This is a genomic window from Rouxiella chamberiensis (assembly GCF_026967475.1).
In the GTDB taxonomy this organism is placed as follows: Bacteria; Pseudomonadota; Gammaproteobacteria; order Enterobacterales; family Enterobacteriaceae; genus Rouxiella; species Rouxiella chamberiensis.
Genome location: NZ_CP114058.1, coordinates 1,440,488 through 1,453,577, shown reverse-complemented (window position 1 = coordinate 1,453,577; position 13,090 = coordinate 1,440,488). Strand labels below are relative to the sequence as shown.

Here is a 13,090-nt window from a genome sequence, read left to right as displayed (position 1 = left end):
CTGCTCACAATAATGCTTTTAATAAACCAATCGATTTGTACAACTGGTCAAATTTATAATTTAAGTAGCAATATTGATGCCAAGAACATCTCAAATATGAATGAAACTAGACTGACTTATACCGCACAGCCGCGCAGGATAAGCGTGGTGACCTCGTCAATAATGTGTTCACGGTTGGCGGTGTCTTCACTGATGTCACGATACATCTGATTAACCTGCACAGCGAAATCGGCATAGTACTGGGTGATTGCCCAGATATTCATGATAAACAGCCGGGCATCCAACGGTCGAAGTTTTCCTTGTTCAATCCATTGATTTATCAGGGTTTCCTTGCTGATAATATTGCCGATCGCCTCAGGCCAGTATTTATGCAGATAATGACCGCCGCTTAACACTTCGCTGGTGAAAATTCGCGATAATTCAGGCTGTTGAAAGGAGAACTCCAGCTTGTTGCGGATATAGCGGCGCAGTACGGCTTCGGGTTCGACCAGGCTGTCGTCAAACTGAATAATCTCGGCCCAGACGCTCAGTACCTTATGCAGTAACTCCTCATACAGCTCCTCTTTTCCGGCGATGTAATAATGCAGCTGGGTTTTCTTCATGCCCGCCCGCTGCGCAATCGCTTGCGTCGTGGCGCCCTGAAAGCCTTTTTCACTGAATTCGGCGATGGCGGCGGCGTGAATAGTTTCAAGGGTCTTCTCGCGGGCGACGCGAACGCGGCTATTTGCTGTTTCTGTGTTCATCATTGGTGCGTTTATATCCTGAATTTGCCTTAATTTAGGGCAAGGGTGCCGATTTAGCGCACCCCTGATATTTATACAGTGGTTCTAGTCGGGGCGTTGATAAACGACTTTTCCGTCGACCAGTGTGCGGAAGATATTGCGGTCGTCCCCCAGCGTCATCAATACAAAGAGTTTTTCGGCCAGCGTTTTGCAGTTTCCGGTGCGAAGCTGTTGCAATGCCGTTGCGCTGGGGTCCAGCACCACGATATCGGCCTCTTTACCCGCCTCGAAATTACCGATTTTGTCATCAAGATGCAGAGCCCGCGCGCCGCCGAGTGTGGCGTGGTAGAAAGCCTCGAAGGCGGAAAGCCTATATTTCTGCAATTGCCCCACCTTGTAGGCTTCGCCCAGCGTTTGCAGCATGCTGAACGACGTGCCCGCCCCGACGTCGGTGCCCATGCCGAGGCGCACCTGTTTCTGCCACGAGGTGTTGATATCGAACAGGCCGCTGCCGAGAAACAGGTTCGACGTCGGACAAAAAGCGATACTGGAATCCGTGTCGTGCAGGCAATCCCATTCGGCGTCATGCAGATGAATACAGTGGGCAAACACGCAGCGCGAGCCGGTCAGGCCATAGTCGTGATAGACATCCAGATAACCCTGATGTTCAGGATACAGCGACTTCACCCACGAAATTTCATCCACGTTTTCGCACAAATGCGTTTGCAGGTAGATGTCGGGATGCTCCTGCCTGATTTGACGCACTTTCGCCAGCAATTCCGGCGATGAAGTAGGCACGAAGCGCGGTGTGAGTGCATAGCTCAACCGTTTGTGATTGTGCCAGCGGTCGATAAGCGTACGGGTGTCGCGCTCACTCTCTTCGGGGGTTTCCAGCACGCTATCCGGCGCATTCTGGTCCATCATGACTTTACCGGCGATCAGGCGCATATTCAGGGCGGCGGCAACGGTAAAGAGTGCATCCACCGACTGCGGATGCACGGTGCCAAACACCAGCGCCGTGGTAGTGCCGTTATTAAGCAGCTGATCGACAAAGAATTTCGACATTTTATTGGCGTAATCGATGTCGTGATACTGCGCCTCGGTCGGAAACGTGTAGTTGTTGAGCCACTCCAGCAACTGCTCGCCGTAACGCGCCGATCATTTCGGTTTGCGGATAATGAATATGGGTATCGATAAAACCCGGCACCAGCAGCTTGTCGCGGTAGTCGTCGAGCGGCACCGGATAGCTCAGCTCCATAAGGGTTTTTTCGCCCTCTTCCCGGCTGCCCAGCCAGACAATCTTGCCGCCGTCGAGAAACATCATGCCGTCTTCAAGATAACGGGCATTGGCCTCGATCTCTGCGGGCGTTTTGATTATGCCGCCAATATCGAAGAAGTTGCCTCGAAGGGCGCGAGTTATAGTGAATGGAGAAGTGTTGCTGGTCATGAGATTCCCTTTACGATAGCCGGTCATGCAGGTTGACCGGTTTCATCGAGTAGCATTGTTATAAAAAACGATAACAAGGGTAAGCAAGGGTTGTGCCAGAGTTTGACCAATCGGTCAATCCGGTTGTATGGAACTCAATGTAAGGGGCGGCGGCTATTTAAGCAACACTTCATATTGCGGATTGAATTCATCGAAGATAGGCAGCGCGGCGGCTCCCAGTGCGGCGGTATCCGTGCCGGTCATGCCCATTCTGACGCGTGACTGGGCCGAATAACGGCTGCGAACCGAATTGTACAGCGGCGTCAGGCGGGCGATGAGCCTGGCTACCAGCGGTTGCGGCATCATTCCACCAATGATCACGCACTGGGCATCGAAGACACATTCCATGATATTGATGGCCTGACAGGCAGGTTCGATGGCGGTGTCCAGCCAGCGTTCAAACCGTGCCTCATCCACCGCCAGCAGATCTTCCGGCGTGGCCGTGTTGGGATCCAATTCGCAGCCTTCGTACGCGGCCTGTAATGACAGATAGCGCTCGAGACATCCTTTATTACCGCAGTAGCAGGCGCGACCGCCCGGTTGCACCACCATGTGCCCGACCTCGCCCGCGTTATGGGCATGGCCGCTGTAGATGCGCCCTTCCGTAAACAACCCGGCACCCAGCCCCGTGCCGATATACAGATAGACAAACGAGGTCAACTGCTTGGCGATGCCGTGAAAACGTTCGCCGATGGCGGCGACGGTGGCGTCGTTTTCCAGCGTAACCGGCCAGCCGGTAGCTGCGCCGAGCCGCCCTTCGATGTCGATATTGTCCCATCCGTGCAGCGTGGTCGGCCCTTCGGAAGAAATCCCTTCAACGCCGAAAGGTCCGGGCATCACGATGCCAATCCCGAGCATCTTGCGCCAGTCGATTTTTACTTTCTGGCGCATTTCTTGCAGCGTTTTCATGATTAATTTCAACGTCGCGTCGGGTTGCGGCTTTTGAACGTTGATGAGTCGGCGAAACCGCACCTTGCCTTTGAGGTCGACCAACACCACGCGCAGCGTCTGGTGATCCAGATGAATGCCAATCGAATAGGCACTGTTGGGATTCAGGGTGAGCGGAATGGCTGGCTGGCCGCGCCCCGCGACACGGCGTGGCAATCTGGAGGCAATGATGCCCGCGTGCTCGAGTTCGGCGGCAATATTGGACACGGTTTGGGGCGTCAGTGACGTCAAACGCGCGATTTCGGCTCGGGTCAGCTCGCCGTTCAGGCGAATCGCTTCAATCACCACACGGCGATTGTGCGCCCGCGCATGTTCGAGATTAGTACCAGAAGTTGTCATAACTGCCTATGCACCAAGGAAAAGCCTGTGAGCAGTATGCTGTTCAAGACTCGGGCAATCAAATTGATTTTATTAATGCCAAGCGCTTCACAGCCTTTAGGGCTAAAACCCTGTAAATGTTATGCGCATGTGAAATTTCTTCAGTAAATAGAGACCCAACGGCCCGCGGTTGTCCCATTTTTACCGCGATTAAAGCAATCAAATTGATTTAATCATTTCGTTGCCGCAAGGCATCGATTGGAGAGAAAAATGATAACGAGATTACGTCCTGCCAGCCTGTGCGTATTGTCTGCCCTCGCCTTGGGCTTTTCTGCCAATACGCTTGCCGAAACCACGCTAAGCGCCCTGTTTATGACTCAGGCCGCCTACAGTGAAAACGATATTCGCGCCATGACTGCCGATTTCACCAAGGCGCATCCCGACATCAAGGTGAATCTGGAATTTGTGCCTTACGAAGCGCTGCATGACAAGATTGTTGCCGCGCGCGGTGCCGGTGCCAAAGGTTACGATGTCGTGCTGTTCGACGCTATCTGGCCTGCCGAATTCACCAAATATGGTTTGTTGCAGGATGTCACCTCGCGCATCAACAAAGACCAGGCGGGGAAAATCTTCGATGGCGCCATTTCCACCGTGACCTATCAGGATAAACGTTGGGGCATGCCGTGGATCCTCGATACCAAATACCTGTATTACAACAAGGCGATGTTGGCGAAAGCCGGGATTACCGCGCCGCCGACCACCTGGCAGGAGTTGGCGCAGCAGGCCGAAATTCTCAAAGAGAAAAATGTGGTGAAATATCCGCTGGTCTGGAGCTGGTCACAGTCCGAGGCGCTGATTTGCGACTACACGACGCTGGTTTCTGCCTTCAAGGGCGATTTCTATCAGGACGGCAAGCTGAACTTTACCAATCCCGGGGCCATGAAAGCCATCAACTACATGAAGGATTCGCTGGATAAAGGCCTGACCAACCCGAATTCGCGCGAATATCTCGAAGAAGACGTGCGCAAGTCCTTCTCCAACGGCGATGCGGCTTTTGCACTGAACTGGACCTATATGTACAACATGGCCAACGACCCGAAGCAGAGCAAAGTCGCGGGTGATGTCGGCGTGGTGCCTGCGCCGGGCGAAGCAGCGGGACAGGCTTCCGGAGTCAATGGCTCGATGGGGCTTGGGATAGCCAGGGCGAGTGTGCATCCGGACCAGGCCTGGGAATACATCAGCTACATGACGTCACAGCCCGTGCAGGACAAGTATGCCAAATTGAGCCTGCCTATCTGGAAATCTTCCTATGACGACCCGGCGGTGCAGAAAGGTCAGGAGGCGCTGATAGCCGCCGCCAAGTCATCGCTCAACGTGATGCTGTCACGTCCTGTTACTCCGAGCTATTCGCAGCTTTCGACCCTGTTGCAGCAGAGTGTGCAGAGCGTGTTGCAGGGCAAGGCGCCCGCTGCCGACGCGATGGCCGCCGCTACCCAAAGTGCAGACCGCCTACGTTAAGGAATGACTATGCTCAGTTTGCCACAACGTGAGCGTCGTCAGGCATGGGTGCTGCTGGCACCCATGCTGGTGATGATGTTTCTGCTGACCGCCTGGCCGCTGGTTCGCACGATTTGGCTCAGCTTTACCGATGCCGGACTCATCGGCGAGGGCCCTGCACCCGCCTGGGTCGGCATCGACAACTTCATCTACGCACTAACCGATCCCGATTTTCGTGCCGCGCTGTGGCGCACACTCTATTTCACTGTCGTATCCGTCCTTATCGAAGGGGTGATCGGCGTGCTGGTTGCCCTGCTGTTGAACCAGAAATTCCGGGGTCGCAGCGCGTTGCGGGTGTTGGTGATTCTGCCGTGGGCGCTGCCAACCATCGTCAATGCCACAATGTGGCGGCTCAACTTTAATCCGGATTACGGCAGTATCAACGCCCTGCTTTCACAGTTGGGGCTTATCGCTCACTACCGCAGCTGGCTGGGTTCGCCCGACTCGGCCATCAATGCCGTAATGTTCGCCGATATCTGGAAGAACTATCCGCTGGTTACGCTGCTGACTCTGGCGGCGCTGCAAACCATTCCCGAAGACCTGTTCGAGGCGGCGCGACTTGACGGCGCCTCCGCCTGGCGACGTTTTCGCGCCATCACCTTTCCGGCAATCGCCGCACCGCTTGCCGTGGCGCTTGTCCTGCGCACCATCGACGCCTTCAAGATTTTCGACATTATCTATGTCATGACGCGCGGCGGCCCGCTGGACAGCACCAAAACGGTCAGCTTTTTTGTGTATCAGGAGTCGTTCAGCTACCTGCGCGCGGGCAGCGGTGCAGCCTATGCCGTATTGATGACTTTACTCTGTGCCCTGCTGATTGGACTTTATATGCTGCTGCTATTGCGCCAGCGCAAACGGGGAGTCAGTGAATGAAACATCAACTGAGGAGAGGGTTGCGCTATCTGGCTGCGCTGCTGGTTGCCGTCTCGATTCTGGCACCGATGCTGTGGCTGTTTCTGATGAGTGTGAGCTCAAGTACCGATCTGGCGCGCGTACCGCTCCGCTGGATCCCGACCCAGTGGGATTTTAGCCGCTATCTCAGTCTGCTGACCTTGCAGGCCGGCCAACCCGGCGCGCTGTTTCTGCATGCGCTCGGCAACAGTGTGCTGGTCGCAAGCGGCGCGACGCTGATTTCGCTGCTGCTGGCGATTCCGGCGGCATACAGTTTTTCACGCTATGCAGGGCGCGATGGCTGGCTATACGCCAGTTTGGCGATATATATGGTGCCGCCGGTTGCCTTTGTGCTACCGCTGTATTTCATTCTTGAGCAACTCGGCCTGTTGAACACGCATCTTGGGCTGATTCTGGTTTACTGCTCCATGATCCTGCCCTTTCTGACCTGGATGCTGAAAAACCAGTTTGATGCCCTGCCGCTGGATATCGAACAGGCGGCCCGTCTGGATGGCCTGCGCTACTGGCAGGTTTTACTGCGCATTACCCTGCCGCTCGCCAAACCGGCTTTGGGTGCCTCCGCGATGTTTGGCTGGCTGCTGGCCTGGGATGAATTCTTCTATGCGCTGCTGTTTACCAACAACATTGACGCCCAGACCTTGCCCGTGACCATTGCCGGTTTTACCGCAGGACGCGCCACGGATGATGGCCTTATCGCCGCGGTCGGGATTCTCGCCGCCGTGCCGCCCCTGTTTATTGCCCTGTGGCTGCAGAAAACGCTGGTCAGCGGGTTAACCAGCGGCGGCAGCAAGGGTTGATATGTATAACATTTCTCACGCAGCCGACTCTTTTGCCTGGAAGCAACCATGATAAAACCAGAAACTTCGGCCCGCCTGTACGTGGTCGGAAATATCAATGTGGATGTGATTATGAGCACGCTCGACGAATGGCCGCAAAAAGGCACAGAAGCGATGCTTGAAAGCAGTGCAATACGCCCCGGCGGTTCTGCAGGCAACTGCGCGCTGGCACTGGATGCCCTGAACACGCCGTATCGGCTGGTTGCCAATCAGGGCAACGATCAATTCACGCCCTGGCTGGCAGAACTTTTTGCGGCCAGTGCGGCTGACTGGCCGCGCTATGCCTGCGAAACCTCACTCACCTTCGGCGTGACACATTCTGATCACGAGCGCACGTTTTTCAGCAATCAGGGGCACATCGCGCGGTTGAGCCGTGATGATGTGCTCTCGCAACTTCCGCGCGAAGCCGTGGCCGGGGACTGGGTCCTGCTGTGCGGCACTTTTCTGTGCACCGCCTTGTTCGCAGAGTATTCCTCTCTGCTCGAGACGCTGAAACGGCGAGGTTTCAAGGTCGCTATCGACAGCGGCTGGCCGCCAGCGGGCTGGAGCGCCACCTTGCGTCAGCAACTTTTCCCGTGTCTGAAAAATTGCGATGCCCTGCTGCTCAATGAGGTCGAAACGCTGGGGTTGAGCGGCTGTAACAGTCTGCCCGACGCCGCCTCGATGCTGCTCGACTTGCTCGCCGACAACGCAGTCGTGGTGGCAAAATGTGGGCCCGATGGCGCTTATTTGTGGTCCGCACAAACCCATCTGCACACTCCGGCAGAAGCCATTGCCGTCGTCGATACCATTGGCGCAGGCGACAGTTTCAACGCCGGTTATTTCAGCGCGCTGATTTATGGGCAAGACGCGGCAACGGCGCTGGACTGGGGCGTACGTGTCGCCAGTGCCGCCATCAGCAGCTCACCGCGACGTTACCCGGACTGGCAAACCCTTTTCAGTACGGCTCATCGAGCCAATCGGCAGGAGAATCAATAAATGGCAAGTGTTGAGCTGGTTAAGGTAGCCAAACATTACGGCAGGATGCAGGTGTTGAAACCCCTCGATCTGTCGATTGAAGACGGCAGTTTTACCGTGCTGGTCGGGCCTTCCGGCTGCGGAAAATCCACCCTGCTGCGCCTGTTGGCGGGGCTGGAATCCGTCAGTGACGGGGAAATTTTGCTGGATAATCGCAAGATCAATAATCTTGATCCCGCCGATCGCGACATTGCCATGGTGTTTCAAAGCTACGCGCTTTATCCACATCTGACCGTCGCCGAGAACATGGCTTTTCATATGCAGGTCAAACGCGTGCCCAAGGCCGAGCAGCAAAGTAAAGTGTTGCAGGCTGCCAAGGTATTGGCTATCGATCACCTGTTGCAGCGCTTGCCCAAAGACTTGTCGGGCGGGCAACGGCAGCGTGTGGCGATGGGTCGGGCATTGGTGCGCAGCCCGAAAGTGTTTCTGTTTGACGAACCGCTGTCGAATCTCGATGCGCAACTGCGTATGGAGCTGCGGGCGGAAATCAAGGCGGTCCACCAGCAGTTTCGCACCACAACGGTGTATGTCACACACGATCAGGTTGAAGCCATGACGCTGGCTGACCGTATCGTAGTGATGAAAGACGGATTTATCGTGCAGCAAGGACAACCGCTGGAAATTTACGACCGCCCAGTCAACACCTTCGTGGCGCGCTTTATTGGCTCGCCGCCGATGAATCTGTTCAATGGCGTCGTGAGTGAACAGCATGGCCAACCTTGTGTGCAGTGCGATGCCCTGACCTTTGCGCTGCCGCAGAAATGGTGGACCGCCGCCAGAAATATCATGGGCCAGCCGGTCACGCTGGGGCTACGTCCGCATGACATTGTGATTTCGGAAAACGACAATCCTCGTCCTCCCGGTATTTTGCGACTGCTAGAAGTAACGGGGGAAAGCAGCCTGATGCATATCGACTGGTGCGGTTTTGCCTTGCATGTGCAATGTGCAGGCCGCGTGCGGATCAGTGTGGATGCGCCCGGTTCTGCTGGATATTCGGGTCGACGGGGTCCATTTGTTTGCGGCCGACAGTGGCGAGAGATTACTGGAATCGCGCTGATTTTATCATGACCTGTCAGCCGTTCGAGGGCAAAATCTGACGCGAAACGCCTGACAGGTCATCAAAGCCTGAAATTTAATTGATTTGTTTAAATTTTATAATCCCTAACGGCATAAACAAATAATGAATATGAATGTATTCATCAGGTTCGTCGAAGCGCATTGTCCTTTTTCTCAAAGTTATGCATTAATTTTGTGACACGTTTTTCAATAAGTGAATAAAAGAGGCAACCTATAATCAGGCAAATTATGCTCAATGCAATGCCGTAAAGATCTTTGTTTACCGACGAATGATAAAATATGACTCCAGCAATCACTTCAATAAAGAAGTGCGTAATGTAGATGCTGTAAGAGGCATTACCTAAATAAACCAGCAATTTATAGGTCTTTGTTTCGGACGAATCCATCACGCTGAATAGAAAAACAATCAGCATTGCAGGTAACCCAAAACTAAAGAAGCGCGGCTCCCCCTTTGAAGATAACCACATTCCCAAAACAAATATCACGCCAATCATAAGGGAGGCCAGTGGAATGGCGATCTTGATGTTCTTCAGCCTGTCAAAAACCTGCGAAAAAATGCAGCCCATCGCGAAGTTAATCATCAAGGGATCGCCTATCATGTAGCTAAAATTCACGTTACCGAGCTGATAACCTTGAATTGACAGCATTTTCACGCCAAGGACCATGGCTATCAAAAGTGCCGATGAGTAAGTAATGAGTTGCTTTTTGGTGCTCACAAACATCATGAAAGCGGCATAGACGACGTAAAAAAACATCTCGTAAACCAGTGACCATGATGGCCCAATCAACATATGGTACTGAGGGTTATTGTTAAAGGAAGGTAATAACAGAATATTGCCAATAATTTCATAAGGACTGATGAAGTGTGTCTGCTTGAGGTAAATTAATATAAACGGGATGAGTACGATGAGAAAGATAGGATAAATACGCTCAATGCGCCGCCGAATAAAATGGGTGGCGACAGCCATGCCAAAAGGCGAATCCTCCCGAGTTTTATATCCCATGATAAATCCGCTAAGGATAAAAAAGGCATCAACGCCAAAATCACCCACGTATTCAAGACCAAAATCCGTTGACAAGGCCGTTTTGGAATCACCCCACAAATGATTAATGACAACTAATATCGCGGCAAACGCCCGCAATATTTGCAGCGAGACTATTTTTGATTTCATCATTTTATGCCAGGTAAGTATTAGATGATTAATTTTCTAATAACTTAGCATGTTAACTACCGTAAAATCGCCATGGTTATTATTTGTAGGAATTTTAAAGTTGACCGCGATGGGTAAATTGTTATCCTCAAGCAGAGTGATTTTGTGCCTAAGTCTTTGCTGTCTAAAGCATAATTAAATCTGAAAATTAGCGTTCAAACAGGGAGTTGATAATGTTCACTACAAGCAATTTCAGATATATTCGAGTGCTATGCCAATGAAAAAATTTACCCTTCCTGCCGGTTCCGCCCTGCCATTGCTGGTGGCCGGTGCCATGTTTATGGAAAATCTCGATACGACGGTGATAGTGACCGCGCTGCCCAAAATGGCCGAAGCCTTTGGCGTGCATGCCATCGATCTCAACATTGGCGTTTCTGCGTATATTCTGACTTTAACGGTGTTTATTCCCGCGAGTGGATGGATTGCCAATCGCTTTGGGACCCGCACCGTCTTCTCCTCGGCCATTATCCTCTTTACGCTGGCCTCGATTCTGTGTGCGATGAGTGTAAGTCTTCCGACGTTTACCGCCGCGCGAATGCTACAGGGGTTTGCCGGTGCATTAATGGTTCCCGTCGGCAGGCTGGTGGTGCTCAGAAATACGTCCAAGGCCGATCTGATTCGGGCGATTGCCACCATCACCTGGCCCGCACTGGTTGCGCCGATACTGGGTCCGCCGCTGGGGGCTTTATTACCACCTATGCCTCGTGGCACTGGATTTTTCTGTTAAATGTTCCGCTGGGCATCGCCGCGCTGCTGCTCAGTCTCAAACTCATTCCCAATGAAAAAGGTGCGACAGGGATCCCCTTTGACATCACAGGATTTGTGCTGACTGGCATTGCCTGTTTCGGGCTGATGTTTGGTCTGGATATGTTCAATAAAGGCGGCAGTTACCTATTGCCGTCCCTTTTCGTGCTGGGCAGCCTCCTGATTGGCGTTGCGGCGGTCAGACATTCGCTTGTCACGCCGCATCCCTTGTTGCCTATGGTAGCGATGAAGATAAAAAGTTACGCTGTCACGGTTATCGGCGGATCGCTGTTTCGTATCGCGATTGGCTCCCTGCCTTTTCTGTTGCCGTTACTGTTCCAGCTCGGCTATGGCATGAGTCCTTTCGATGCGGGTCTGCTGGTACTCTCTGTCTTTGCTGGTAATCTGGCGATGAAACCTTTTACCTCGGCCATTTTGTTCCGTTTTCCGTTCCGCAGCATTCTGGTCGTCAACGGATTGATCAACACACTGACGATTTTTGCCTGCGCCTTCCTGACGCCTGCGGTGCCGACCGCCCTGACCTTTATTTTGCTGTTTATCAGCGGCATGTCGCGGTCGATGCAGTTTACCGCCATCAACACGCTGGCCTTCTCGCAGGTGCCCGGTCCGATGATGGGCGGCGCAAACACCATGTTCAACACCGCGCAGCAGCTCTCCTCCGGGTTGGGTATCGCTATCGGCGCGCTTGCCCTGCGCATTGCTCAGCATTTTGAACCGGCGGTGGCGAGTGGTACTTCGCTCGGCAGTTTCCGGCTGGCCTTTATCATCGTTGGCGGTATCGCCATTTTGGGTATGCTTGACAGCATGACGCTCAATGCCACCGACGGTGATGAAATACGTCAGAAAAAGAAGGCCGCAGCAAAGAAAGACGCGCAGGAAACAACGCAGCCCGAGTGAGTCATCACAACATCAAGCTTCTGGCGGCTAGGGGGCGCACTGTGTTATTAGTGATTTGAAGCAGGAATGGGTTAACGAGAGTAAGTGGGACGTCGTCTATTATGTTTGCCCTGATAAATGGGCTTTTTATTTTAAGGAATGACCGATGATTATTTTTGTAACCGGCGCGACAGCCGGATTTGGCGCGGCGATCGCCCGCAAATTTGTTCAAGCCGGGCACCAGGTAATTGCCACCGGACGTCGTAAAGAACGTTTAAATGCGCTGAAAGCCGAGCTGGGCGATGCGCTGTATGTAGCACAGCTTGATGTCACCGATCGCGCTTCCATCGGAGAGGCTATTGCCGCGCTGCCTGCCGAGTGGCAGCACATCGATGTGCTGGTCAACAACGCCGGACTGGCGCTCGGCATCGAAACCGCCGACAAGGCGTCGGTGGATGACTGGGACACCATGATAGACACAAATACCAAAGGTGTGGTGTTCGTGACACGCGCCCTCCTGCCGGGCATGGTTGAACGCAATGTCGGCCATATCATCAACATCGGCTCGACGGCGGGCAACTGGCCATACAGCGGCGGCAATGTCTATGGCGCGACCAAGGCTTTCGTTCGCCAGTTCAGCCTTAATCTGCGTACCGATCTTTTTGGTACCAAAGTCCGTGTCACCAACATTGAACCGGGTCTGTGCGGCGGGACCGAGTTCTCCAACGTGCGTTTTAAAGGCGACGAAGCGAAAGTGGGTCAAACGTATGACAAAACCAATCCACTGACGGCAGAAGACGTGGCGGAGTCCGTATTCTGGGCCTCGACCCTGCCTGCACACGTAAATATCAACTCCATCGAGATGATGCCGGTCAGTCAGTCGCTGGCAGGTCTGCGCGTGAATCGCGACGAATAATTGCTACTAAGCGTATTAGGGGCAATGCCGGTGGCGTTGCCCTTTTTTATTGCCTAACAGGATTTCCAGCCGGAAATAATGATAAGCATGCCTGCCAACGCGACGCCGGCTCCAAGCCAATCGGTCGTCGCCAGTTTTACGCCATCCACAAAGCGCAACCAAAGCAGCGCAGTGACCACATAGACACCGCCGTAAGCGGCATAGACGCGGCCGCTCGCCGCCGGGTGCAAGGTCAATAGCCACACAAACAGTGCAAGACTGAGTGCCGCAGGCAGCAGCACGAGCCCATTCGCGCCCTTGCGCAGCCAGAGGTAAGGCAAAAAACAGCCTACGATTTCGGCAAGTGCGGTAACAAAAAAAGCAGGGTCGTCTTGATCATGACCTGAAAACATCTCTATGAGTAAATTGTTGTAAATTCAGACCGATTTATTCAATCAACGATAAACCAG

Annotated in this window: 8 protein-coding genes and 4 pseudogenes; 7 read left to right on the top strand and 5 right to left on the bottom strand. The window is 53.5% G+C overall.

The genetic code is table 11. The annotated features are described in order from the left end of the window. Nucleotides 1–116 precede the first annotated feature (116 nt). The 3 genes and pseudogenes from O1V66_RS06855 to O1V66_RS06845 all read right to left on the bottom strand — a co-directional run bounded on the left by O1V66_RS06855 (nucleotide 117) and on the right by O1V66_RS06845 (nucleotide 3,495). Complete coding sequence (locus tag O1V66_RS06855; RefSeq protein ID WP_045047885.1) at nucleotides 117–746, bottom strand: TetR family transcriptional regulator C-terminal domain-containing protein; 630 nt, start codon at nucleotides 744–746, stop codon at nucleotides 117–119. A gap of 81 nt (nucleotides 747–827) precedes the next feature. After that, a pseudogene (gene guaD / locus O1V66_RS06850) lies at nucleotides 828–2,169 on the bottom strand (guanine deaminase). A gap of 153 nt (nucleotides 2,170–2,322) precedes the next feature. After that, nucleotides 2,323–3,495 (bottom strand): ROK family transcriptional regulator, encoded by a 1,173-nt coding sequence (locus O1V66_RS06845; protein ID WP_045047887.1) that lies wholly within the window; start codon nucleotides 3,493–3,495, stop codon nucleotides 2,323–2,325. Between the two features lie 249 nt (nucleotides 3,496–3,744). On the opposite strand from O1V66_RS06845, the gene O1V66_RS06840 reads away from it, so the two are divergent. From O1V66_RS06840 to O1V66_RS06820, 5 genes and pseudogenes are all read left to right on the top strand, one after another. After that, nucleotides 3,745–4,992 (top strand): extracellular solute-binding protein, encoded by a 1,248-nt coding sequence (locus O1V66_RS06840; protein ID WP_045047888.1) that lies wholly within the window; start codon nucleotides 3,745–3,747, stop codon nucleotides 4,990–4,992. 9 nt (nucleotides 4,993–5,001) lie between these two features. Then, nucleotides 5,002–5,904 carry a carbohydrate ABC transporter permease gene (locus tag O1V66_RS06835; RefSeq protein WP_045047889.1) on the top strand — a complete coding sequence of 301 codons (903 nt, stop codon included), beginning with the start codon at nucleotides 5,002–5,004 and terminating at the stop codon, nucleotides 5,902–5,904. Beyond that, nucleotides 5,901–6,740 (top strand): carbohydrate ABC transporter permease, encoded by an 840-nt coding sequence (locus O1V66_RS06830; RefSeq protein WP_045047890.1) that lies wholly within the window; start codon nucleotides 5,901–5,903, stop codon nucleotides 6,738–6,740. The genes O1V66_RS06835 and O1V66_RS06830 overlap by 4 nt, the downstream gene beginning before the upstream one ends. Before the next feature lie 48 nt (nucleotides 6,741–6,788). Then, the gene (locus tag O1V66_RS06825; RefSeq protein WP_045047891.1) at nucleotides 6,789–7,757 is read left to right on the top strand and encodes a carbohydrate kinase family protein; all 969 of its coding nucleotides are present in this window, start codon (nucleotides 6,789–6,791) and stop codon (nucleotides 7,755–7,757) included. After that, a pseudogene (locus tag O1V66_RS06820) lies at nucleotides 7,758–8,853 on the top strand (ABC transporter ATP-binding protein). A 142-nt stretch (nucleotides 8,854–8,995) separates the two neighbouring features. Here O1V66_RS06820 and O1V66_RS06815 read toward each other — a convergent pair. Beyond that, nucleotides 8,996–10,048, bottom strand: coding sequence for an acyltransferase family protein (locus O1V66_RS06815; RefSeq protein ID WP_241481405.1), 1,053 nt, complete (start codon nucleotides 10,046–10,048; stop codon nucleotides 8,996–8,998). 247 nt (nucleotides 10,049–10,295) lie between these two features. On the opposite strand from O1V66_RS06815, the pseudogene O1V66_RS06810 reads away from it, so the two are divergent. After that, nucleotides 10,296–11,746 (top strand): annotated as a pseudogene (locus O1V66_RS06810) (MFS transporter). Nucleotides 11,747–11,891: 145 nt separating this feature from the next. After that, nucleotides 11,892–12,641, top strand: a complete 750-nt coding sequence (gene ydfG / locus O1V66_RS06805; RefSeq protein ID WP_045047895.1) for a bifunctional NADP-dependent 3-hydroxy acid dehydrogenase/3-hydroxypropionate dehydrogenase YdfG — start codon at nucleotides 11,892–11,894, stop codon at nucleotides 12,639–12,641. Between the two features lie 53 nt (nucleotides 12,642–12,694). On the opposite strand, the pseudogene O1V66_RS06800 reads toward ydfG, so the two are convergent. Then, nucleotides 12,695–13,020: pseudogene (locus tag O1V66_RS06800) on the bottom strand (YnfA family protein). Between the last annotated feature and the right edge of the window lie 70 nt (nucleotides 13,021–13,090).

Coding starts and splice junctions, on each gene's coding strand:
- O1V66_RS06855 (WP_045047885.1), bottom strand. CDS start 746: ATGATGAACACAGAAACAGCAAATAGCCGCGTTCGCGTCGCCCGCGAG.
- O1V66_RS06845 (WP_045047887.1), bottom strand. CDS start 3,495: ATGACAACTTCTGGTACTAATCTCGAACATGCGCGGGCGCACAATCGC.
- O1V66_RS06835 (WP_045047889.1), top strand. CDS start 5,002: ATGCTCAGTTTGCCACAACGTGAGCGTCGTCAGGCATGGGTGCTGCTG.
- ydfG (WP_045047895.1), top strand. CDS start 11,892: ATGATTATTTTTGTAACCGGCGCGACAGCCGGATTTGGCGCGGCGATC.
- O1V66_RS06830 (WP_045047890.1), top strand. CDS start 5,901: ATGAAACATCAACTGAGGAGAGGGTTGCGCTATCTGGCTGCGCTGCTG.
- O1V66_RS06825 (WP_045047891.1), top strand. CDS start 6,789: ATGATAAAACCAGAAACTTCGGCCCGCCTGTACGTGGTCGGAAATATC.
- O1V66_RS06815 (WP_241481405.1), bottom strand. CDS start 10,048: ATGATGAAATCAAAAATAGTCTCGCTGCAAATATTGCGGGCGTTTGCC.
- O1V66_RS06840 (WP_045047888.1), top strand. CDS start 3,745: ATGATAACGAGATTACGTCCTGCCAGCCTGTGCGTATTGTCTGCCCTC.